The organism is Agrobacterium tumefaciens (assembly GCF_013337285.1).
Taxonomy (GTDB): Bacteria; Pseudomonadota; Alphaproteobacteria; order Rhizobiales; family Rhizobiaceae; genus Agrobacterium; species Agrobacterium burrii.
The window spans coordinates 1-19,468 of sequence record NZ_SUPW01000013.1 but is presented as its reverse complement, the minus strand read 5'-3'; the positions used below and the strand labels follow the sequence as shown (position 1 = coordinate 19,468).

Sequence of the window (19,468 nt, the reverse complement as noted above, 5' to 3'; positions counted from 1 at the left end):
CGCGTTTTTTAACAGTTGCCAACTAGAACTGTCGCAGGTTTGGCTTTGGGGAACTGTTTCATGCACAACCGGCTCTTTAAGACCGTTGCGAGTAAGGTCGTCGCACTGACGATTGGCTTGATCATGCTCAGCGTGGCGGCAGTTGGTTTTTCCACCTACATGCGCCTGAAGGACAATATCATCACCACCGCGCTGCGCGATACCAACAGTGCGATGCGCGGCATGGCGATCCTCTACGAGATGAAGGTCGGTGGCGTCACCCTCGACATGGGTGATGGACCGCTGAAGAGCGTCAGCCGCGCCAGTATCGGGACGCTGCGCGATAACGACCTTGTTGATCGCACCGCGGCCGGAAACGGCGGCATCGCCACAATTTTTGAAACCAAGGCCGGTGAATATGTCCGTATCACCACCAATCTGAAAAACGAGAAGGGCGAACGGGCGGCAGGCACCAAGCTTGCCACCGATCATCCTGCTTTCGAAAAAGTCAGCAAGGGCGAAGCATATTTCGGTCCGGCCACGCTTTTCGGCGTCAATTACATGACCGGTTACATGCCAGTTACCAACAAGACCGGAGCCACCGTCGGCATTCTTTTCGTCGGCGTTCCCATGGCCGTCTACGAAGCCCAGATATTCGGCCTGCGCGACCTGATGCTGATCTGCGGCGCGCTGGCCATGGTCGGTGTCGGGCTGCTCGCCTATTTCGTTATCAGGCGCACGCTGCAGCCGCTGGGTAAGCTGACCGATGCGGTGAAGTCTCTTTCTGAGGGTAATCTCGAAACGCCAATCCCCTATGCCACCAACACCAACGAATTCGGTAACATTGCCCGCGCGCTGGTGATCTTCCGCGAGAACGCGCTTGAGAAACTCGCCATCGAAGGACGAAGCGCCGATGAACGCTCCGTGGCAGAATCCGAACGCCATCGTAACGACGCTGAAAAGCAGGAGCTGGACAGCCAGATCGAATTCGCGGTCAGCGAGATCGCATCCGGTCTCGGCAGGCTCTCGCGTGGCGATCTGAGCCGTACGATCGAGACACCTTTCGCCGGCCGTCTGGACCGTCTGCGCACGGATTTCAACGGTTCCCTGCTCAACCTGCGCGATGCGCTGGGACAGATCCGTGAGCGGACGCTGATCATCCAGCATAGCGGCTTTGAAATCGAGCAGTCCTCGGTTGACCTGTCGAAGCGCACCGAAAATCAGGCGGCATCGCTGGAAGAAACCGCAGCTGCCGTCGAGGAAATCACCGCGACGGTCAGATCGTCGGCCGAGCGGGCGCGGGAGGCCAATGAGGCCGTCCGCATTACCAAGCAAAGCGCCGACAGTTCCGGCTCTGTTGTCAGCAATGCCGTTGATGCCATGGGCCGCATCGAAGGCGCCTCACGCAAGATCGAGCAGATCATCGAGGTCATCGACGATATCGCCTTCCAGACCAATCTTCTCGCGTTGAACGCCGGCATCGAGGCGGCGCGTGCGGGTGAGGCGGGCAAGGGCTTTGCCGTGGTGGCGCAGGAAGTGCGTGAACTGGCGCAACGCTCCGCCGACGCAGCGCGTGAAATCAAGCAGCTCATCAACCAGTCGACGCACGAAGTCGGCACCGGCTCGAAACTGGTGCAGGAGGCGGGCACGGTTCTTTCCGCCATCAGCCAGCAGATCGTCACCGTCAGCCAGCATGTCGAAACCATCGCAACGGCAACGCAGGACCAGTCTTCCGCGCTTCACAACGTCAACGGTTCCGTCAACCAGATGGACCAGATGACGCAGCAGAATGCGGCCCTTGCCGAACAATCGAGTGCAGCGAGCCGGGTGCTGTCCGGCGAGGTGGAGGCCTTGCTCGATCTCGTCCAGCGTTTCCAGATGGAGCAGGGTTCGGCGGCGGGCAGGGATCGATTGAACCGGGCCGCCTGATATCCCCAATTTGCAAAATCAAAAAAACTCCCGGATCGCAAGGTCCGGGAGTTTTTTATTCCGCGGCTGCCCGTGCCGTGCTGGAGACCTGGTTGATATAGGCGCGCAGCGCCGCCGGTTTGACCGGTTTGTGTTGAACGGAAATACCGTATTTTTCGGCATCGCTGCGAACTTCGGGACTGCGATCCGCCGTCACCAGCAGGGCAGGGATCGACTTGCCGTAGAAAGTCCGGATGAGGCGGATGGCGCTGATGCCGTCACCATCATCGAGATGGTAGTCGGCGATGATGACATCCGGTGCTGCGGTGAGTTTCAGGAAGGGTTCTTCCAGAGTTGCCACCGAACCTGCCGGCAGAACCTCACAGCCCCATCCCGTCAGCAACAGCGTCATGCCCTCAAGGATTTTCGGCTCATTGTCGATGCACAGGACACGCACCCCCTGAAGGCGGTCGCTTGCCGCCGCATTGCTGACCGCGCCGCCGGATTTGGCCGGCGCAACGCGGTCTGATTCACGCGGCAGATGAATGCGGAAGGTCGTACCCTTGCCGGGCGTCGAAATCAGCTGCACGGGATGGTGCAGCATGCGCGACAGCCGGTCGACGATGGAAAGGCCGAGCCCGAGGCCGGAGGCCGTTTTTGCTCCCTCGTCCAGCCGGGCGAATTCCTTGAAGACGGTGCGGAATTTGGATGCGGGAATGCCGATGCCGGAATCCGTCACCTGAATGACGACTTCGCCGCCCCGGCGGCGGGCACCGACCACCACCTTGCCTTTCAGCGTATATTTGATGGCGTTCGACACCAGATTTTGCACCAGCCGCCGCAGGAGATTGGGGTCGGAACGGACCGTGAGCGAGGTGGGCATGACCACGAGGTCGAGGTTCTTTTCCTGCGCCATCGGTGCGAAATCGGTTTCGATGCGTTTCAGCAGCTCATTCAGCGGCACCGATGTCATGCGCGCCTTCATCGAACCCGTGTCGAGGCGGGAAATATCGAGAACAGCGCCGAGAATGGTTTCGACCGATTCCAGCGCTGAATCAATATTGTGGACGAGGTCGCTTTCTCCCGAAGCGCCAAGCCGTTCGACAAGCGAGGAGGAATAGAGGCGCGCGGCATTGAGCGGCTGGAGAATGTCGTGACCGGCGGCGGCGAAAAACCGTGTCTTGCCGATATTCGCCTCGTCGGCGGATGCCCTTGCCTCCGCCAGTTCGCGGTTGACGCGGGTAAGCTCGACGGTTCGTTCCGCCACTCGCTGCTCCAGCGTCTCGTTGGCCTGCTTCAGCGCCTGATCGCTCGCTACCCGCTGCGTAATGTCGGTGAAGGTGGCGACGATGCCTTTGTCCGGCATGGTGTTGGACCGCACCTCGATAATGCGCTCACCGCCGGCCAGCACCAACGAGAAGGGCAGGTCCATGGTCAGGAAACTGGTGATCAGCTCGTCCGTATCTCCGGCCGGCATGTCGCCGCGCTCCTGCAGCATGGAGACGATATCCGTCAGCGGCACGCCCACCTGGCCGAATTGTTCCGGCAGATCCAGCAGGGTGCGGAAGCGCCGGTTCCAGATGGTCAGCTGCTGCGAGCTGTCGAAAACGGCGATGCCCTGATCCATCTGCGCCAGCGCCGTTTGCAGCATGTCCTGATTATATTGCAGAGCTTCGCTCGCCTGATCGAGCAGCCAGGCGGTGTCTGCGCTGGTATCCTCCGCCTTCTGGAGAATGATCGACAGCACAAGGCGGGCCGAGGAGGAGCCGATGGCGCTGCCCAGCAATTGTTCGGAAAAATGGATCAGCGCCATATCCGCCGGCTGGTCGTCATTGAGCTTCCGGCCCGCCGTCTTCTCATAGGTCGCGAGCGAACGCAGCATGCGCTCTTCGCCGAGATAACGGGCGATTGCGCTTTTGAGGTCGCCGACGCTGACACGGGTTTTCCAGCCGCGCGTGGCGAATTGTGATTTCGAGTGACGCTTGACGAAAATGCCCGACTGGATGCGCTCCACCGGACGCGGGTTGCGCGACAGCGAGCCGAGCACGAAGGCCATGCTGTTGACGAGGAGGCTGAGGATGACCGCATTTACGAAAGGATCGGCTTCGGGACCGTTGAAGACGGTGCTGCCGGAAAACAGGAAACCGAGAATATTCGCAGCCACCTCGGAATTATCAGGCCCGCCGAAGCTCGGCAAAAACAGCAGATAGGCCCAGACAATAAAGCCTGAACTGAGGCCGGCAATTGCGCCGCGGGCATTGGCGCGCCGCCAGAACAGGCCGCCGAAAAGGGCAGGGGCCATCTGGGCGATGGCGGCGAATGCCAGGAAGCCGATGGAGGCAAGCCCCGTCGCGCTGTCGGCGGCGCGATAATAAAAATAACCCAGCAGCATCACCGCGAAGATCGCCGTCCTGCGGATATTGAGCAGCGTTTTGGCGAAATTGTCCCGGTGCGGCGAGCGGTTCAACAGCTTCTGCCGCAGAAAGATCGGCATGACGATGTCGTTGGAAATCATGATCGACAGCGCCACCGAAGCAACGATAACCATTGCGGTCGCCGCCGAAAATCCGCCGATGAAGGTGATAAGGGATACGACCGGCATCTGATGCGTAAGCGGCAGTTGCAGGACGTAGAGATCGGCGCTGCCGTTTGCGCCGAGCGTCAGAATGCCGGCGAGCGCGATCGGCAGCACAAAGATGTTGATGGCGATGAGATAGAGCGGCAGCAGGAAACCTGCCATGCGCAACTCTTCCGGCGTGCGGTTTTCCACCACGGTGACGTGGAACTGGCGCGGCAGCAGGATGATGGCGAAGCCGGACAGCAGGGTCATGACGATCCAGCGGCTGACGGGCGTGTGATAGGATATGGCCCGCATGGCCTGTTCATTCTCCGTGGCGAGCCGCCACAGATGCACAGGCCCGTCGAAAAGGACGAACAGCACGTAAAAGCCGACGGTGCACATGGCGACCAGCTTGACCAGCGATTCCATCGAAATCGCCAGAATGAGCCCGTCCTGATGTTCTGTCGCGTCGGTGTGGCGGGTCCCGAACATGACGGCGAAACCGGCCATGACGATGGTGACGACCAGCGGTAGATCGAGGAAATAGAGATTGCCGCTGCCGATGCCGTAGTCACCGGGATCGACCATCGTCGCCACCGAATTGGAAACGGCTTTCAGCTGCAGGGCGATATAGGGAATGGCGCCAACGAGCGCGATGATGGCGACGATCATCGCCACGGTGGAGTTCTTGCCGTAACGGGCGGCGATGAAATCCGCAACCGATGTCAGCTTCTCGGTTTTGGCGAGCTCGACGATGCGGCGAATGATCGGCATGCCGATGGTGAAGGCAAGGATCGGCCCGGTATAGATGCCCAGGAACTCCAGCCCCTTGTCCGCCGCAAGCCCGACGCCGCCGAAATAGGTCCAGGAGGTGCAATAGATCGCCAGGCTGAGCGCATAAACGAACGGCCGCCCCTTTTTCGGGGCGTTTCTTTTCCGGCTGTTTCTATCCCCGAAGCTTGCAACCGCAAACAGCAGCAGGACATAAGCGAAGGCCGAACCGAATATGATCCACCCAGGAAGCACGCATCCTCCCCATGCAAGAATTCCCTGATATGAGCATAGGCGAATTCCATGCCGTTGAGAATGAGTGCGGTCTGATCATAAAGTTCAAGACGAGCGTGCAAAAAAGCTAACAAATGCAATCTTGACGAATTCCAAATGCGAAGGGGAATCTATATGGTTGAGCGCGTAGGGACAGTCACATAGCTTCAGCTTTCGAAGCAGGAGAGAGGGACAATCTGGATGCTAAACGAATTTAAAACCTTCATTGCCCGCGGCAATGTCATGGATCTGGCCGTCGGTGTCATCATCGGTGCGGCTTTCAGCAAGATCGTCGATTCCGTCGTCAACGATCTCATCATGCCGATCGTCGGCGCAATTTTCGGCGGCTTCGATTTCTCGAACTACTTCCTGCCGCTGAGTTCGGGCGTCACCGCCCCCTCGCTTGCCGCTGCCCGTGATCAGGGTGCCGTCTTTGCTTATGGCAACTTTCTGACCGTTCTCATCAACTTCCTCATTCTCGCCTGGATTATTTTCCTGATGGTCAAGGGCGTCAACAGGCTTCGTGCCTCGGTCGAAACAAAGAAGGCCGAGGAAAAGACGGAAGCGGCTCCGCCGCCGGAAGATGTCAAGCTTCTCACCGAAATCCGCGATCTGCTCAAGACTCGCTGAGACCGAGATTATCCCCGGCCCGATTTTGCTGGCTCACGCGGACAGCAATCTCCTGCCGGGGATGGATCCATAAAGAAAATCCATCTTCGCCTCACGGAATATCATGCATATGGCCCGTTCGATGCGCTAGAAAGCACCAAACGGAGTGTCTTTAATGTCCATCTTGAACAGTCTGAGTGCACGCTCTCTGGCGGCCCCGCAGAGCGGCATCGTCGAACTCGTCAACTATGCCCGGGGACGGGACAATCTCCTGCCGCTCTGGGTTGGCGAAGGCGATCTGCCCAGCCCGGGCTTCATCAATCAGGGTGCGATTGATGGACTGAACAACGGTGAGACTTTCTACACATGGCAGCGCGGCATTCCAGAACTGCGTCAGGCGCTCAGCCGTTATTATGAGCGGCACTTCTCAGCGTCGCTGCCGCCGGAGCATTTTTATGCTACTGGTTCCGGCATGCAGGCGATTGTGCTTGCCGTGCAGGCGCTGACCTCGCCCGGCGACGAGATGGTGTATCTCTCGCCAACCTGGCCCAACATCGTCGCCGCCATCGGTGTGGCGGGTGCAAAGGCGGTTCCAGTCGGCATCGACTTCCGCGACGGTCGCTGGGATCTTGATATCGGCAGGCTGGAAAGCGCCATCACCGGCAAGACGAAGGCGCTTTTCATCAACACGCCTTCCAACCCGACCGGCTGGACGGCAACACTCGACAATCTCCGCGATGTTCTCGCGCTTGCCCGCAAACACGATCTGTGGATCGTCGCGGACGAGATTTATGCGCTTTACCACTATGCCGGCACCCGTGCCCCGTCGTTCCTCGACATCATGGAGCCGGACGACAAGATCGTCTTCGCCAATTCCTTCTCGAAGAACTGGTCCATGACCGGCTGGCGTGTCGGCTGGCTTGTCGTGCCGCCGGCCATCGGTCAGGTCATCGAAAACCTCATTCAATATTCCACGTCAGGCGTGGCGCCATTCATGCAGCGCGGCGCAGTTGCGGCTCTCGACCACGGCGACGGTTTCATCCAGCAAAACTACGAGCGCGCTTTGGCATCGCGCGATATTCTCTGCGATGCGTTGATCGCAACGAACCGGGTGGAAACGCTTAAACCCGACGGCGCTCTTTATGCCTTCCTCAAGATTGACGGTGTGACGGACAGCCGCGCTACCGCGTTTGATATTGTCGATAAAACCGGGGTCGGCCTCGCACCCGGCACGGCCTTCGGCCCGGGGGGCGAACTGTTTCTGCGCGCCTGCTTCCTGCGCAACCCAAAGCAGATTGAAGATGCGGCCGACCGGCTGGCATCTTACATCCTCAGCAGATAAGTTTCGATCTTCCTACAGTGTTTGCCTGTCGCGTTGCTATTCCACCGCGACAGGCGCATTGCTCAAAAAATCACAGTGTAGCTCCAAAACTACAACCCCACGGCGTAACCATCGACGTGCGGGCTTTTCTGTGATATGCGCCTTCTGTTCCTTTTATGAGAACATTTTCATCTAATAAATAAAAAGCACTTCATTGCGCTAACCAATCGTAAGCCACCTTTTCAGAGGGCTGAGGGTTGGGTCGCGTATTTGCTGTGCAAGTAATCAATGATGAAGAATTATTGGCTTTGATGGGCTCAAGAAAAGCAAACAGGGAAGTAAAGTCATGGCTGTTCTGGTCACGGGTGGAGCAGGTTACATAGGAAGCCACATGGTGTGGGCGCTGCTCGATGCCGGGGAAGAGGTCGTTGTTGTCGACCGGCTTTCCACGGGGTCTCGCTGGGCTGTTGCGCCGGCTGCGCGCTTCTATCTGGGGGATGCGGCCGATCGCGCCTTGCTTGACCAGATTTTCGAAGAAAACCAGATCGAGACCATTTTCCACTTTGCCGGCTCCCTGAGCGTTCCTGAATCGATCAGCCGGCCGCTGGAATATTACGAAAACAACACCGGCACGACCCGCGCCCTTGTCGCGGCAGCGGTCGCCCATGGCGTTCGCAATTTCATCTTTTCGTCGACAGCCGCCGTCTATGGAAACCAGCCCTTTGATGGCCCGGTGCCTGAAACGGCGATCCTGAGCCCCGAAAACCCCTATGGCCTGTCGAAACTCGCCTCTGAAATCATGCTGCGCGACGTCGTGCAGGCGCATGATTTCAACTATGTGGCGCTGCGTTACTTCAATGTCGCCGGAGCCGACCCGCAGGGCCGCGCCGGACCTTCGCCAACGGGCGTGGCAAACCTCATCAAGGTCGCCTGCGAGGCCGCAACCGGCCGGAGGGATCGGGTGGAGGTCTACGGAACGGACTATCCGACCGCTGACGGCACGGGCGTTCGCGACTATATCCACGTCAGCGATCTCATCGATGCACATATGCTGGCCATGGCGCATCTGCGCGCCGGTGGCGGCACTCGAACCCTGAATTGTGGTTATGGCGTCGGTTATTCGGTGCTGGACGTGCTGCACGCGGTGCGGCAGGAATCGGAGCACGATTTCCCGGTTATCCATTGTCCGCGCCGGCCGGGTGATATTGCGGCCATGGTAGCGGATTCCACCCGTATTCAGTTGGAGTTGGGTTGGCGTCCGCGTTTCAACGATCTGGCGATCATCGTTCGCACTGCTCTTCAGTGGGAAGCAAAGCGCCAGGCGCAGCAAAGCGGCAGAATCCCCCCGGTCCGGCGCAAGCTGGCGGCGATAGGCTGAGCAGGTTCCGCGTCAGCGGGCACTGTTTTTCTTGACGGAGGGATAGACGACAGGCCGATCCGAAGCGCTGGCGACGGGCAGCCATCGCTCCCTGTCAAAAAAACGGCGCGTTAGCTTCAGCCCCGACGACTGTTCGTTCGCGAGCAAAATCACGTTCATGCGATGCGGCGCGGTCGGCTCCGGCTTGACGGAGACCGAAATGCCGAAATGTTGCGCCTGATAGGCCTGCATCCCGCGTGCCGGCTCAAGCATGGCGGCAAGGTCAGCCCAGCGGGTTTGCCCGATAATCAGGGCCAGTGCCTCGTCAAGCTTCACCCTGACGGCGGCGCCGTCAGGCGTCTCAGGCGCTACGGCCTTCATTCGGATGGATTTGATCTCGCCAGAAGCCTCCCCCCTGATCTCAAGGAACAGCGATGCCCGCTCTGCAGGCGTTGCCGCATTCCCTTCGGCAAGATCGGCCATGCATTCGAAATTGCGGATATTCACTGGGCTGGCGTGCCAGCCCTCCAGGTTGGAAAAACCCTCGGTGGTGAAACGGTCACAGAGGTCCTTGCCTGAAAGTACGAAATCGCGTGCGAAGGATGCCCTGTCGCCAGCTTTCTCGAATTTCAGTAGATGAGGCGGCAGATAGACCTTCCTGGCGGCGAGCTTTTGCCGTTTGACAGGTTTCACTTTGGGCGGCGGCTCGGCGGAATAGATGGCAGGCGCCAGATTGAAATAGGTCAGCAGGCTCCTGAGGTGTTTTTTGTCATTGGCAAGCAGCACCGTCGCCAATATGGCCAGACAGACGGCCAGCACTGTAAACAGCAACGCGCCATGGCTTACTCTTTTTTGCAGGCTTGCGTCCATCGCAGGACCCTATGGCTACCGGGGCAGGGCGGCAGCCTTTTTTGATATGGATTTTCGGGCCGTTTTCAGCCCTATGAATATAGATGTAAGTGGAAGCTCAAAAATAATATCATGCAATCCACCGCCGGAATCTCCGGCGGTGCGTAACGTTATTCAGATGTATTTTTACCTGTGTCCTGCCCGCCGGCGCTGCTTTCATCGTCTGCGACCGGAATGGCGTAGGAGCCATTCAGCCAGCGGGCGAGATCGAGCGAGCGGCAGCGATCCGAACAAAATGGATAATCGTCGCGCGTCGAGGGCCGCCCGCATTCAGGGCAGGGCTGGGATTTACGAAGCGGCGTGACGTTTCCGGCGCCTTCGGTGGAGGGTTTTGCCATGGTCTATCCTTCGAGCCAGCCCGACGTCACCTCAAATCCTTCACCGGACAAAAGTGACATGGTCTCGTAAAGCGGCAGGCCCACGACGTTGGTGTAGGAACCGGTCAGTTTCTGCACGAATGCGCCGGCAATGCCCTGAATGCCATAGGCGCCCGCTTTGCCGCGCCATTGCCCCGACGCGATGTAGGCATCGATCTCGCGCGTCGAGAGGCGCTTGAAGCGCACCTTGGTTTCCACCACCTTCTGACGGATTTTGCCGCCGGGGATCACGAGGCAGATGCCGGTATAGACCCAATGGCTGCGTCCGGAGAGAAGATGCAGCGATGCGGAGGCGTCTTCGGTATATTCCGCCTTGCCGACGATACGACGGCCCACGGCCACGACGGTGTCGGACCCGAGAACATACGCGTCCTTCCACGTCTGCTCGCCCTTGAGCGCGGCATGCGCCGCTTCAGCCTTCTGCAGCGACAGACGACGACACAGCGTGCGCGGATGCTCGAGCTTGGCGGGCGTCTCGTCGATATCCATCGGCATCAGGCGTGCCGGCTCGATGCCGATCTGATGCAACAGTTCCAGACGCCGCGGTGAGCCGGAAGCCAGAACGAGCTTTTGTTTCGAGTTTGTCATTGCGCTGCCCGGGCGTCCGATGCCGAAAACGGATTACTTGAAGCGATAGGTGATGCGGCCCTTGGTCAGGTCGTAAGGCGTCATTTCAACCAGCACCTTGTCGCCTGCCAGAACGCGGATACGGTTCTTGCGCATGCGGCCGGCGGTGTGGGCGATGATTTCGTGTTCGTTCTCAAGCTTCACGCGGAATGTTGCGTTCGGCAGCAATTCGGTTACGATGCCCGGGAATTCAAGGACTTCTTCTTTTGTCATGTAAGGGTTTTCTTCCTGTTGATAGTGCCGGACATGTCCTGTCCGGGAAAATTGCGCGGAAACTACACAATCCCGGCACATTTGTGAACCTCTAAAGCATCGGCTTGAAAATCAGTACCGATTTTCACGAAGCAGGGGCGTTTTTCACTCTTTTGAAACCGTATCCGCCACCGGCTGCGGCCTTCCCGGCAGTCGTTCCGCAATCAGCCTGGCAAGATGGTCCCGCACCTCGCGATAGGCATTGAGGATTTGTTCGCGGGTGCCTGTTATCACCGTTGGGTCCATGGTCGGCCAATAGACCACATCGAGCGAATTCGAGCGCGTCAGTTCCAGCGCGGCATGATGGGCTTCGGGCGTCAATGTAATGATCAGATCGAAAAAATCATCCTCGATCTCGTCCAAAGTGCGCGGCCTGTGCTTGCCGAGCGAAAATCCCTGTTCCTCCAGCACCGCATCCACGAAGGGGTCGCGCTCTCCAGCCTTGACCCCGGCCGACTGTATATAGATGCCGGGCGCCACCAGGCGTTTGGCGATGACTTCTGCCATGGGGGAACGGATGGAGTTCATGCCGCACATGAAGAGGACCGATTTCGGCGCTCGTCCCTCATTTGGCGCTGCGGCAGGATTGCTCATTTCTAACCCCGCCAATAAAGCACGCAGACAAGGGTGAAGAGCCGGCGCGCCGTGTCGAAATCCACCTTGATCTTGCCGGAAAGCCGGTCCATCAAAGTTTGCGAGCCGTCATTGTGAATGCCGCGCCGGCCCATGTCGATCGCCTCGATCTGGCTCGGCGTAGAGGAGCGTATCGCCTCGTAATAGCTCTCGCAGATCAGGAAATAATCCTTGATGATGCGGCGAAACGGCGTCAGCGACAGTATATGGGTCGAGACATCCTTCTCGTCTTCGGTCTTGATCGAAAAAACCAGCTTGGCATCAACAAGCGAAATATGCAGCCGGTATGGCCCGCCCTCATGGCCAAACGGCTCGAAGGTATTTTCCTCGATCAGGTCGAAAATGGCCACGGCGCGTTCATGCTCCACATCAGGCGTGGACCGGCCGATGCTGTCGTCCAGAACCACGTCGCAGAGCCGGAAATCGCCTGAAGCCATCTGTTAACTTTCCGGGTTGAGGCGAATGGCGACCGAACGCGCATGCGCATCCAGCCCTTCCGAGCGGGCAAGGGTGATTGCCGCCGGGGCAAGCTGGCGCAACTGCTCGGGGCCGAGACGCAGGATCGAGGTGCGCTTGACGAAGTCCAGCACCGAAAGCCCGGAGGAGAAACGCGCCGAGCGTGCTGTCGGCAGAACATGGTTGGAGCCGCCGACATAATCGCCGATCACTTCCGGGGTATGACGCCCGACGAAGATCGCGCCCGCATTGCGGATGTGGGCCATCAACGCGTCCGGATCGTCAACGGCCAGTTCTAGGTGTTCGGCGGCGATGCGGTTGGCAAGCGGAATGGCGTCGGTGAGCTTTTCAACCAGAATGATCGCGCCGAAATCGGCCCAGCTTGCTGCCGCCGTCTCGGCGCGCGACAGGCGCTTCAACTGCCGCTCGACGGCCGCTTCCACCGCCTTACCGAGTTCGGCATTGTCGGTGATGAGGATGGATTGCGCGCCGCGATCATGTTCCGCTTGTGCCAGAAGATCCGCAGCCAGCCAGTCGGGATCATTGTCCCTGTCGGCAATGACGAGCACTTCGGACGGTCCGGCGATCATGTCGATACCAACAGTGCCGAAGACCTGCCGTTTGGCGGCAGCCACATACGCATTGCCGGGGCCGACGATCTTGGCGACCGGCGCGATGGTTTCCGTGCCATAGGCAAGGGCTGCGACGGCCTGCGCGCCACCGATGCGATAGATTTCCTCAACACCGGCGATACGCGCCGCAGCAAGAACCGCGGGGTTTATCACCCCGCCATTGGCCGGCACGACCATGACGATGCGCTCCACGCCAGCGACCTTTGCCGGTACGGCATTCATCAGGACAGAGCTGGGGTAGCTGGCGGTACCACCGGGCACATAAAGGCCGACAGCCTCGATGGCCGTCCAGCGCGAGCCGAGACCCACACCAATATCGTCTTCGTAGATGTCGTCCTTCGGCATCTGCCGCGCATGGTGTTTTTCAATGCGCCGGGCCGCGAGTTCTAGGGCTTCGATGATGTTTTTGTCGACCGCCGAATAGGCGGCATCGATTTCATCCGCCGTTACCCGCATCGACACCTTGGTAAAATCGAGGCCGTCGAATTTCTGGGAATAATGGGCAAGGGCCGCATCGCCGCGCTGACGGACATCGTTGATGATGTCGCGAACCGTCGCATTGACGTCTTCGGAAACTTCCCTCTTGGTTGTCAGGAAGGCTGCGAATTTCTGTTCGAAATCAGCCGATGCCTGCTCCAGCCAGATTGCCACGCCATTACCCTTTCATTGTCCCCGCGGACGATGCCGCGAGGTTCACGAACTCGCCGCGCAATAATCGCGGCTCAGGTATGTGGCATAAATCGAAACGGTCACGAAAGGCAACCGTTGCGACGGTGTGGAGTGTTTATTCGCTATCGGGATGATGCGGTTTGGCGGCGGTTTCCCAGGCGCCGCTCACATCGGTCAACTGCGCCTCGATGCATTCGACGTCGAGCGCAATCGCCCCACCGCCCGAAAGCGTCAGTTCAACGGCTCCATCAGGTCCTTCGCCATTCTGCACGAAGCGGATGGCGAGAAGCGACAGGACCTGTTCCTTATCGGTGCGGTTGATACCATATGAGCGGACGGCCGAGACCCGCTTGAGGAAAACGACGCTGCGGCAGCGCTCCGGCGGCAGGTTCTTCTTGTCGGCGCTTTCCCACACGAAACGATTGGCGGAAAGCGTGAACTGGCCATGCTTCGGCTCGAAGGCAACGTCTTTCAGCTTGAAGACGCTGTCCTGCATATGCGTCGAGATGACGGAGAGATCTTCAGTATCCAGCGCGAGCAATTTCAGGCCGCTCATCTTTTTCTTCCTTTTCCGCGGGCCACGGGCCGCAATGTCTATTTCTTGTACTGGAAATAGGCAGTCGAGGCCCGCTCTGCAACGGGTAGGAAACGGATGAGCGGCAATGAAAGGATCAATCGCTAACGCGCTCGACCAATGCACCGCAGCGGGTGAGCTTTTCTTCCAGACGCTCGAAGCCGCGATCAAGATGGTAGACGCGCGACACCATGGTCTCGCCTTCCGCCACCAGGCCGGCAATGACCAGCGATACCGAGGCGCGCAGATCGGTCGCCATGACGGGCGCGCCCTTCAGGCGGGAGACACCCTCGATGCGGGCCATCTGGCCGGACAGCGAAATCTTCGCGCCGAGACGGGCCAGTTCCTGCACATGCATGAAGCGGTTTTCGAAGATGGTTTCGGTGATGTGGGAAACGCCCTGCGAGCGGGTCATCAGCGCCATGAACTGCGCCTGCAGATCGGTGGGGAAGCCGGGGAAGGGCTCGGTGACGATATCGACCGGCTGGATGCCGTTGCCGTTGCGCACGACGCGAAGACCGGTCTCCGTGTCGCTGATCGACACGCCGGCAAGCCGCAGCGTGTCCAGCGCGTTGTCCAGCAGCGAAGAGCGGGTGCCTTCCAGCACCACGTCACCGCCGGCCATGGCAACCGCCATGGCATAAGTGCCGGTCTCGATACGATCAGGCAGCACCCGGTGGCGCGCGCCGGAGAGCGAGGTGACGCCCTCGATGGTGATGGTGGAGGTGCCGGCGCCTTCGATCTTCGCGCCCATGGCCGTCAGGCACTGCGCCAGATCGACCACTTCCGGCTCGCGGGCCGCGTTGTGAATGACTGTCGTGCCGCGGGCAAGGCTCGCTGCCATCAGCATCACATGCGTTGCACCAACGGAGACTTTCGGGAAGGTATAAACCGCGCCGATCAGGCCGCCCTTGGGGGCAGTGGCGTTGATGTAACCGCCGTCGATCTCCATCGTCGCACCGAGCGCCTGCAGGCCCTCGATGAACAGATCGACCGGACGTGTGCCGATGGCGCAGCCGCCCGGCAGGGAAACGCGGGCGCGGCCTTCACGGGCAAGCAGCGGGCCGATGACCCAGAAGCTGGCGCGCATCTTGGAAACCAGCTCATAGGGTGCCGTGGTGTCCACAACAGTGCGGCAGGTGAAGTGCACGGTGCGGGAATAGGCTTCGCCCTGGCTTTCGCGGCGGCCATTGACGGAAATATCGACGCCATGATTGCCGAGAATACGGATGAGCTGCTCAACGTCGGCCAGATGCGGCACGTTTTCAAGCGTCAGCGTGTCGCTGGTCAGAAGCGATGCGATCATCAACGGCAAGGCGGCGTTTTTTGCGCCGGAGATGGGAATGATGCCGTTTAGCTTGTTGCCACCCGTAATTCTGATGCGATCCATGCGTCCTACGGGCCTGTGCCCGCCTTTCTTATCATGCCTTGCGGAAAGGCGCGTCCTTAGACGAATTTCCGCGGCGTTTCAATTTTATGCTGGTGAATTCTCTATGAGGATGATTCGTCCGTTTTTGCGGCAGGCAGACCGATTGTATCGTCCGCATCGCCGGCGCGGCGCGCACGAACCTGCTGTTTGCGCTTCAGAAGGTTTTCACGAAGCTTCTTGGCCGCCCGCGCCTTGCGTTCCGCCTCGCGCTGCCGTGCCTTTTCGCCCGGCCCAGCCTGCTGGCCACCGGTCGCCGCCACGGCGGACGATTCTGCGACAGCGCCCGCGCAAACCGTTGCCTTCGCCTGTTTGTCATGATGTTCGTTCATAAATTCAGCAATATCCGAAAAATGCGTTTTTCAACAGGGGGCACGCTTTTTTGCCCCGCTTGATGAAGAATATCGTTTTGCGACTTGCGCTCGTCAAAAACCTATGGCAATAGGCCGCCACGCTTGATGCTGAAGCAAACGCTTCGGCACCGGATGCTGCTATAGCTCAGGGGTAGAGCACTCCCTTGGTAAGGGAGAGGCCGAGAGTTCAAATCTCTCTAGCAGCACCATTTTCTCCCATAAATTCAAAATCTTACGCACTTGCCCGAGCCGCCGGCATTGGTCTGCCGCGCGCGCTGCTTGCGCACTTTCTCAAGCGCTCCGTGGACGCCTTGGAGAACAGAAATCCAGGCGAACGGAAAACCGCGCCTCTTGCGAAGCGCGGTTTCCATATCCGAATATTCTGTTGCTGCCAGAGCGGGACGAAACCGCCCGTAGCCAACGGGCGCCGCTTACTGGCGGAATAGCGACAGGATATTTTCGGAGCTGGTATTGGCGATGGAGAGTGACTGGATGGCCAGTTGCTGCTGCGTCTGGAGAGCCTTGAGCCGGGTGGATTCTTCGTTCATGTCGGCGTCAACGAGGCGGCCGATGCCTTTGTCGATGGAGTCAGTCAGCTTCGAGACGAAGTCTTCCTGCAGATCGAGGCGCATCTTGATGGAGCCGAGATCGGCGCTTGCGCTGATAAGCGACTCCAGCTTCGTGTTGACGAACTGGATCATGTTGTCGAGACCGTCATTCTCCGTCAGCGGCTGGCCTTTGGCATCCGTCAGCCCGCTGAGGTCCTTGGTGATGTCGAGATCGATCAGCGAGTAGTCGAGCTTCTGGGCCATCTGCGACGTTGCCGCAGCGGTTTCGAGATAGATATTGTTGTTGGAGGAGCCACCGGTGCCGATCGTCGTCACCGTCGTGCCTGCAGGTGTTGGCACCGTATTGTTAGCCTTCACGTAAAGTGCTTCGCCCGCGGCGTTTTCACCGATCTTGAAGTAGGTACCGTTGTTTTTTGCGGTTGTTGCCGCAGCAACGGTTACGAGGCCGGTTGTTGCGTCTGCAGCGGAAACCGTGGTTGTCGTGCCGGATGGGAAACCCAGAAGCTGAGCTTGGGTAAATACTTTTGCGGTATATGGCGTGGTTGTCGCAGCACCGGCGGGCGTTGTGGTCGTGATTTCGAATTCACGCAGAACACCTGTGTCGGAGTAATAAGCAGAGCTGTCGAGAATGCCGTTTTTCGTCGCGCCGGTCGACGTATCGAAAAGCGCGGTCTTGTTGTCGACCTGAATGTTGATGGTCTTGACGGCGACGTTACCTGCGCCATCACGGACGAAGGAACCGACGATCTGTTTGGTGACCGGCGTCAGGTTGCCGGAAGCGTCGCTGATCTTGCCCTTCAGCCAGTTTTCGCCGGAGAAGGAGGCGGATTCGCCGATGCTCTTCAGCTGGTCCTGAAGCTGGCGGATTTCTTCCTGGATCTTGGCCTTGTCGACGCCTGCTTCGCGGGCGGCAACCAGCTTCTTGCTGATTTCCTTGACGACATCGACGGTGGTTTCCATGGCGGAATAAGCGGTGTCGACCTTGGCGGCGCCGAGGCCGAGGGCGTCCTGTACGGCGGAAAGCGCGCCATTGTCGGAACGCATGGTGGTCGCGATCGACCAGTAGGCGGCGTTGTCGGATGCGGTCTTGACGCGCAGGCCGGAAGAGACACGCGACTGCGTTTCTTCCATGTTGCTGCCGATGGCGCGAAGGGTCTGAAGGGCGGCCATTGCCGCGACGTTCGTCAAAATGCTGGTCATAATTATTTGCCCCTTGATTGGCTTAAATGAAAAGGGACATTCCGGATTGCCGCCGGGAACGATCGAGCGGCTTGATGCCTGTTAACCTCTTTTTCGTCTTGGTTAACCAATCGTTTCGATGACTAGGTTTTAGGCGGCGAATGGTTAACAAAGCCTAAATTGCTATTAATAAAAATTAGGAAATAATAATTTCGCTTAACCATAACGAAAAAAGCCGCGCTCAAGGCGCGGCTTCCTTTTTTGATGTCGCTTGCGATTAACGGAAGAGCGAGAGAATGCTCTGCGAGTCGTTGTTGGCGATCGACAGCGCCTGAACAGCCAGCTGCTGCTGGGTCTGAAGAGCCTTGAGGCGAGTGGATTCTTCGTTCATTTCAGCGTCCACGAGACGGCCGATGCCCTTGTCAAGCGAGTCGGTCAGCTTGTTGACGAAGTTTTCCTGCAGTTCGATACGCATCTTGACCGAGCCGAGGTCGGCGGAGGCCGAGATCATACTCTGGAGCTGTTTGTCCACGAAGGAAACCATGGCATCCAGAGCCTGCTCGGCAGTCAGGGTCACACCGGTCGGGCCGGCGAGATCCTTGGTGATGTCGAGCGACGTCAGGGAATAAGCGAGTAGGTCCGCAGTGGCCGCAGCGCCCTGATCGAGGTATACGGCGACGCCGCCGACAGAGCCAATTGAGGTGTTTACGATTGGAGCCGTTGGACCATCGGTGGTGGCGGGTGCGCCGGCAGCGGCAGAAACGATCTTGACATATTTGTCGTCGCCAATCTTCAGGTATGTACCTGTAGCAGCAATCGGGGAGCCCGCGGCTGCGTTTTTGATGACCGCCAGGCCGTTTGCCATCACTTCATAGTTGGCGGTAGCAGCGCCATTTCCAGGGGAACTGCCCTTCAGCTGCGCTTCAGTATAGGTCTCGGCTGCTACGACCTTGGTCGTTGCCGCAGCAGCAGTGGCACCGGCTGTCAGTTTGAAGAGATCGTAGGTGCCGGACTTGGAATAATATGCATAGGAATCGAGAATGCCTTGCTTGTCTTTTGCGGCACCAGAAGACGTATCGAACAGGACGGTGTCGGCAGTCAGTGCGACATTGATCGTCTTGACGGACACGTTCCCACCGGAGTCACGGATAAATGAGCCAACGACCTGCTTGGTGACGTTGGCCAGGTTGCCCGTGCCATCGCTGATCTTCGCCTGCAGCCAGTTTTCGCCGGAGAAGGACGAGGAGCTGGAAATCGACTTCAGCTGATCCTGCAGCTGGGCAATTTCTTCCTGGATCTTGGACTTGTCGACGCCGGGTTCGCGGGCGGCAACCAGCTTGTTCTTGATTTCCTTGACGACGTCGATGGAGGATTCCATGCCGGAATAGGCAGTATCAACCTTGGCGGCGCCGAGGCCGAGCGCGTCCTGTACGGCGGAAAGCGCGCCATTGTCGGAACGCATGGTGGTCGCGATCGACCAGTATGCGGCGTTGTCGGAAGCTTCGCCGACGCGCTGGCCGGAGGACACGCGGTCCTGGGTGGCTTCCATGTTCTGGCCGATAGAACGCAGGGTCTGGAGTGCAGACATGGCTGCAACGTTTGTCAAAATGCTGGTCATAATAAATTGCCCCTTGAATGGCTGATTAGAAAAGGGACATTCCGGTCTCACCGGGAACGGCGCGCAGCGTCATGCCTGCTAACCAGCTGATTTTTAAAGGTTAGCTCGCCGTTTCGATGGCTCTAGCTAACTGCTTCATGGTTAATAAATACTTAAAGTAGTAAAAAGCATAAGGTAAAATTTTTACGTGTAAATCATCTAAAAAAGTTAAAAATAATATGACCGCACCCGTCTCCGGATGCGGCGTTCGAAATGGCGATACGCTGTGGCTGATGCTTCGCCAGTTTTTCAATTGCATAATCTCGAGGTGCGCTCAATTTTGCCGTCGACGAAAAAACGGCAGACTAGCGAACTTCAGTTCCTTTCGAGGGGATGGTGAACGAAAAAAGCCGCGCTCGAGGCGCGGCTTCCTTTTT

At 58.7% G+C, this 19,468-nt stretch carries 17 protein-coding genes and 1 tRNA gene; 5 read left to right on the top strand and 13 right to left on the bottom strand.

What is annotated here, in order from left to right; translation table 11 throughout:
- The first annotated feature begins 60 nt into the window (after window positions 1-60).
- Complete coding sequence (locus FCH38_RS22580; protein WP_174375239.1) at window positions 61-1,908, top strand: methyl-accepting chemotaxis protein; 1,848 nt, start codon at window positions 61-63, stop codon at window positions 1,906-1,908.
- A 55-nt stretch (window positions 1,909-1,963) separates the two neighbouring features.
- Here the strand turns inward: FCH38_RS22580 and FCH38_RS22575 are convergent, their stop codons facing one another.
- Entirely contained in the window at window positions 1,964-5,473 is a 3,510-nt protein-coding gene (locus FCH38_RS22575) for a PAS-domain containing protein (protein ID WP_174375238.1), read from the bottom strand.
- A gap of 219 nt (window positions 5,474-5,692) precedes the next feature.
- Between FCH38_RS22575 and mscL the strand changes: the two genes are divergently transcribed.
- The 3 genes from mscL to galE all read left to right on the top strand — a co-directional run bounded on the left by mscL (window position 5,693) and on the right by galE (window position 8,799).
- The gene (gene mscL / locus FCH38_RS22570; RefSeq protein ID WP_142841089.1) at window positions 5,693-6,121 is read left to right on the top strand and encodes a large conductance mechanosensitive channel protein MscL; all 429 of its coding nucleotides are present in this window, start codon (window positions 5,693-5,695) and stop codon (window positions 6,119-6,121) included.
- Window positions 6,122-6,275: 154 nt separating this feature from the next.
- Window positions 6,276-7,442: a pyridoxal phosphate-dependent aminotransferase gene (locus FCH38_RS22565; RefSeq protein ID WP_174375237.1), complete on the top strand. Its 1,167-nt coding sequence runs from the start codon at window positions 6,276-6,278 to the stop codon at window positions 7,440-7,442.
- A 325-nt stretch (window positions 7,443-7,767) separates the two neighbouring features.
- A complete protein-coding gene (galE, locus tag FCH38_RS22560; protein WP_174375236.1) occupies window positions 7,768-8,799 on the top strand; it encodes a UDP-glucose 4-epimerase GalE in 1,032 nt (343 codons plus the stop codon).
- A gap of 12 nt (window positions 8,800-8,811) precedes the next feature.
- Here galE and FCH38_RS22555 read toward each other — a convergent pair whose 3' ends face one another.
- The 10 genes from FCH38_RS22555 to FCH38_RS22510 all read right to left on the bottom strand — a co-directional run bounded on the left by FCH38_RS22555 (window position 8,812) and on the right by FCH38_RS22510 (window position 15,665).
- Complete coding sequence (locus FCH38_RS22555) at window positions 8,812-9,648, bottom strand: DUF6030 family protein (RefSeq protein WP_174375235.1); 837 nt, start codon at window positions 9,646-9,648, stop codon at window positions 8,812-8,814.
- 149 nt (window positions 9,649-9,797) lie between these two features.
- On the bottom strand, window positions 9,798-10,025 hold the full coding sequence (gene yacG, locus FCH38_RS22550) for a DNA gyrase inhibitor YacG (protein WP_153513162.1): 228 nt from the start codon (window positions 10,023-10,025) through the stop codon (window positions 9,798-9,800).
- A gap of 3 nt (window positions 10,026-10,028) precedes the next feature.
- Window positions 10,029-10,652 (bottom strand): Maf-like protein, encoded by a 624-nt coding sequence (locus FCH38_RS22545; protein WP_149898550.1) that lies wholly within the window; start codon window positions 10,650-10,652, stop codon window positions 10,029-10,031.
- A 33-nt stretch (window positions 10,653-10,685) separates the two neighbouring features.
- Window positions 10,686-10,904, bottom strand: a complete 219-nt coding sequence (gene infA / locus FCH38_RS22540; RefSeq protein WP_004432473.1) for a translation initiation factor IF-1 — start codon at window positions 10,902-10,904, stop codon at window positions 10,686-10,688.
- Between the two features lie 144 nt (window positions 10,905-11,048).
- Entirely contained in the window at window positions 11,049-11,537 is a 489-nt protein-coding gene (locus tag FCH38_RS22535; protein WP_149898551.1) for a low molecular weight phosphatase family protein, read from the bottom strand.
- Between the two features lie 2 nt (window positions 11,538-11,539).
- A complete protein-coding gene (locus FCH38_RS22530; protein ID WP_003493818.1) occupies window positions 11,540-12,013 on the bottom strand; it encodes a UPF0262 family protein in 474 nt (157 codons plus the stop codon).
- 3 nt (window positions 12,014-12,016) lie between these two features.
- Entirely contained in the window at window positions 12,017-13,315 is a 1,299-nt protein-coding gene (hisD, locus tag FCH38_RS22525; RefSeq protein WP_174375234.1) for a histidinol dehydrogenase, read from the bottom strand.
- A gap of 133 nt (window positions 13,316-13,448) precedes the next feature.
- Complete coding sequence (locus tag FCH38_RS22520; RefSeq protein WP_046800569.1) at window positions 13,449-13,889, bottom strand: DUF2948 family protein; 441 nt, start codon at window positions 13,887-13,889, stop codon at window positions 13,449-13,451.
- Window positions 13,890-14,004: 115 nt separating this feature from the next.
- Window positions 14,005-15,297, bottom strand: coding sequence for a UDP-N-acetylglucosamine 1-carboxyvinyltransferase (gene murA / locus FCH38_RS22515; protein ID WP_174375233.1), 1,293 nt, complete (start codon window positions 15,295-15,297; stop codon window positions 14,005-14,007).
- Window positions 15,298-15,398: 101 nt separating this feature from the next.
- Window positions 15,399-15,665: a hypothetical protein gene (locus FCH38_RS22510; RefSeq protein ID WP_153513165.1), complete on the bottom strand. Its 267-nt coding sequence runs from the start codon at window positions 15,663-15,665 to the stop codon at window positions 15,399-15,401.
- 155 nt (window positions 15,666-15,820) lie between these two features.
- On the opposite strand from FCH38_RS22510, the gene FCH38_RS22505 reads away from it, so the two are divergent.
- A tRNA-Thr gene (locus FCH38_RS22505) sits at window positions 15,821-15,895 on the top strand.
- A 222-nt stretch (window positions 15,896-16,117) separates the two neighbouring features.
- On the opposite strand, the gene FCH38_RS22500 is transcribed toward FCH38_RS22505, so the two are convergent.
- Both FCH38_RS22500 and FCH38_RS22495 read right to left on the bottom strand, forming a co-directional pair.
- Window positions 16,118-17,455: a flagellin gene (locus tag FCH38_RS22500; protein WP_153513166.1), complete on the bottom strand. Its 1,338-nt coding sequence runs from the start codon at window positions 17,453-17,455 to the stop codon at window positions 16,118-16,120.
- Between the two features lie 256 nt (window positions 17,456-17,711).
- Window positions 17,712-19,052, bottom strand: a complete 1,341-nt coding sequence (locus tag FCH38_RS22495; RefSeq protein ID WP_174375232.1) for a flagellin — start codon at window positions 19,050-19,052, stop codon at window positions 17,712-17,714.
- Window positions 19,053-19,468: the final 416 nt, after the last annotated feature.

Bases quoted from the DNA above. Each gene is read 5' to 3' on its own strand.
- yacG (WP_153513162.1), bottom strand. From the start codon at position 10,025: ATGGCAAAACCCTCCACCGAAGGCGCCGGAAACGTCACGCCGCTTCGT.
- FCH38_RS22545 (WP_149898550.1), bottom strand. From the start codon at position 10,652: ATGACAAACTCGAAACAAAAGCTCGTTCTGGCTTCCGGCTCACCGCGG.
- FCH38_RS22580 (WP_174375239.1), top strand. From the start codon at position 61: ATGCACAACCGGCTCTTTAAGACCGTTGCGAGTAAGGTCGTCGCACTG.
- mscL (WP_142841089.1), top strand. From the start codon at position 5,693: ATGCTAAACGAATTTAAAACCTTCATTGCCCGCGGCAATGTCATGGAT.
- FCH38_RS22555 (WP_174375235.1), bottom strand. From the start codon at position 9,648: ATGGACGCAAGCCTGCAAAAAAGAGTAAGCCATGGCGCGTTGCTGTTT.
- FCH38_RS22520 (WP_046800569.1), bottom strand. From the start codon at position 13,889: ATGAGCGGCCTGAAATTGCTCGCGCTGGATACTGAAGATCTCTCCGTC.
- FCH38_RS22495 (WP_174375232.1), bottom strand. From the start codon at position 19,052: ATGACCAGCATTTTGACAAACGTTGCAGCCATGTCTGCACTCCAGACC.
- FCH38_RS22535 (WP_149898551.1), bottom strand. From the start codon at position 11,537: ATGAGCAATCCTGCCGCAGCGCCAAATGAGGGACGAGCGCCGAAATCG.
- FCH38_RS22510 (WP_153513165.1), bottom strand. From the start codon at position 15,665: ATGAACGAACATCATGACAAACAGGCGAAGGCAACGGTTTGCGCGGGC.
- galE (WP_174375236.1), top strand. From the start codon at position 7,768: ATGGCTGTTCTGGTCACGGGTGGAGCAGGTTACATAGGAAGCCACATG.
- FCH38_RS22565 (WP_174375237.1), top strand. From the start codon at position 6,276: ATGTCCATCTTGAACAGTCTGAGTGCACGCTCTCTGGCGGCCCCGCAG.
- FCH38_RS22500 (WP_153513166.1), bottom strand. From the start codon at position 17,455: ATGACCAGCATTTTGACGAACGTCGCGGCAATGGCCGCCCTTCAGACC.
- FCH38_RS22530 (WP_003493818.1), bottom strand. From the start codon at position 12,013: ATGGCTTCAGGCGATTTCCGGCTCTGCGACGTGGTTCTGGACGACAGC.
- murA (WP_174375233.1), bottom strand. From the start codon at position 15,297: ATGGATCGCATCAGAATTACGGGTGGCAACAAGCTAAACGGCATCATT.
- infA (WP_004432473.1), bottom strand. From the start codon at position 10,904: ATGACAAAAGAAGAAGTCCTTGAATTCCCGGGCATCGTAACCGAATTG.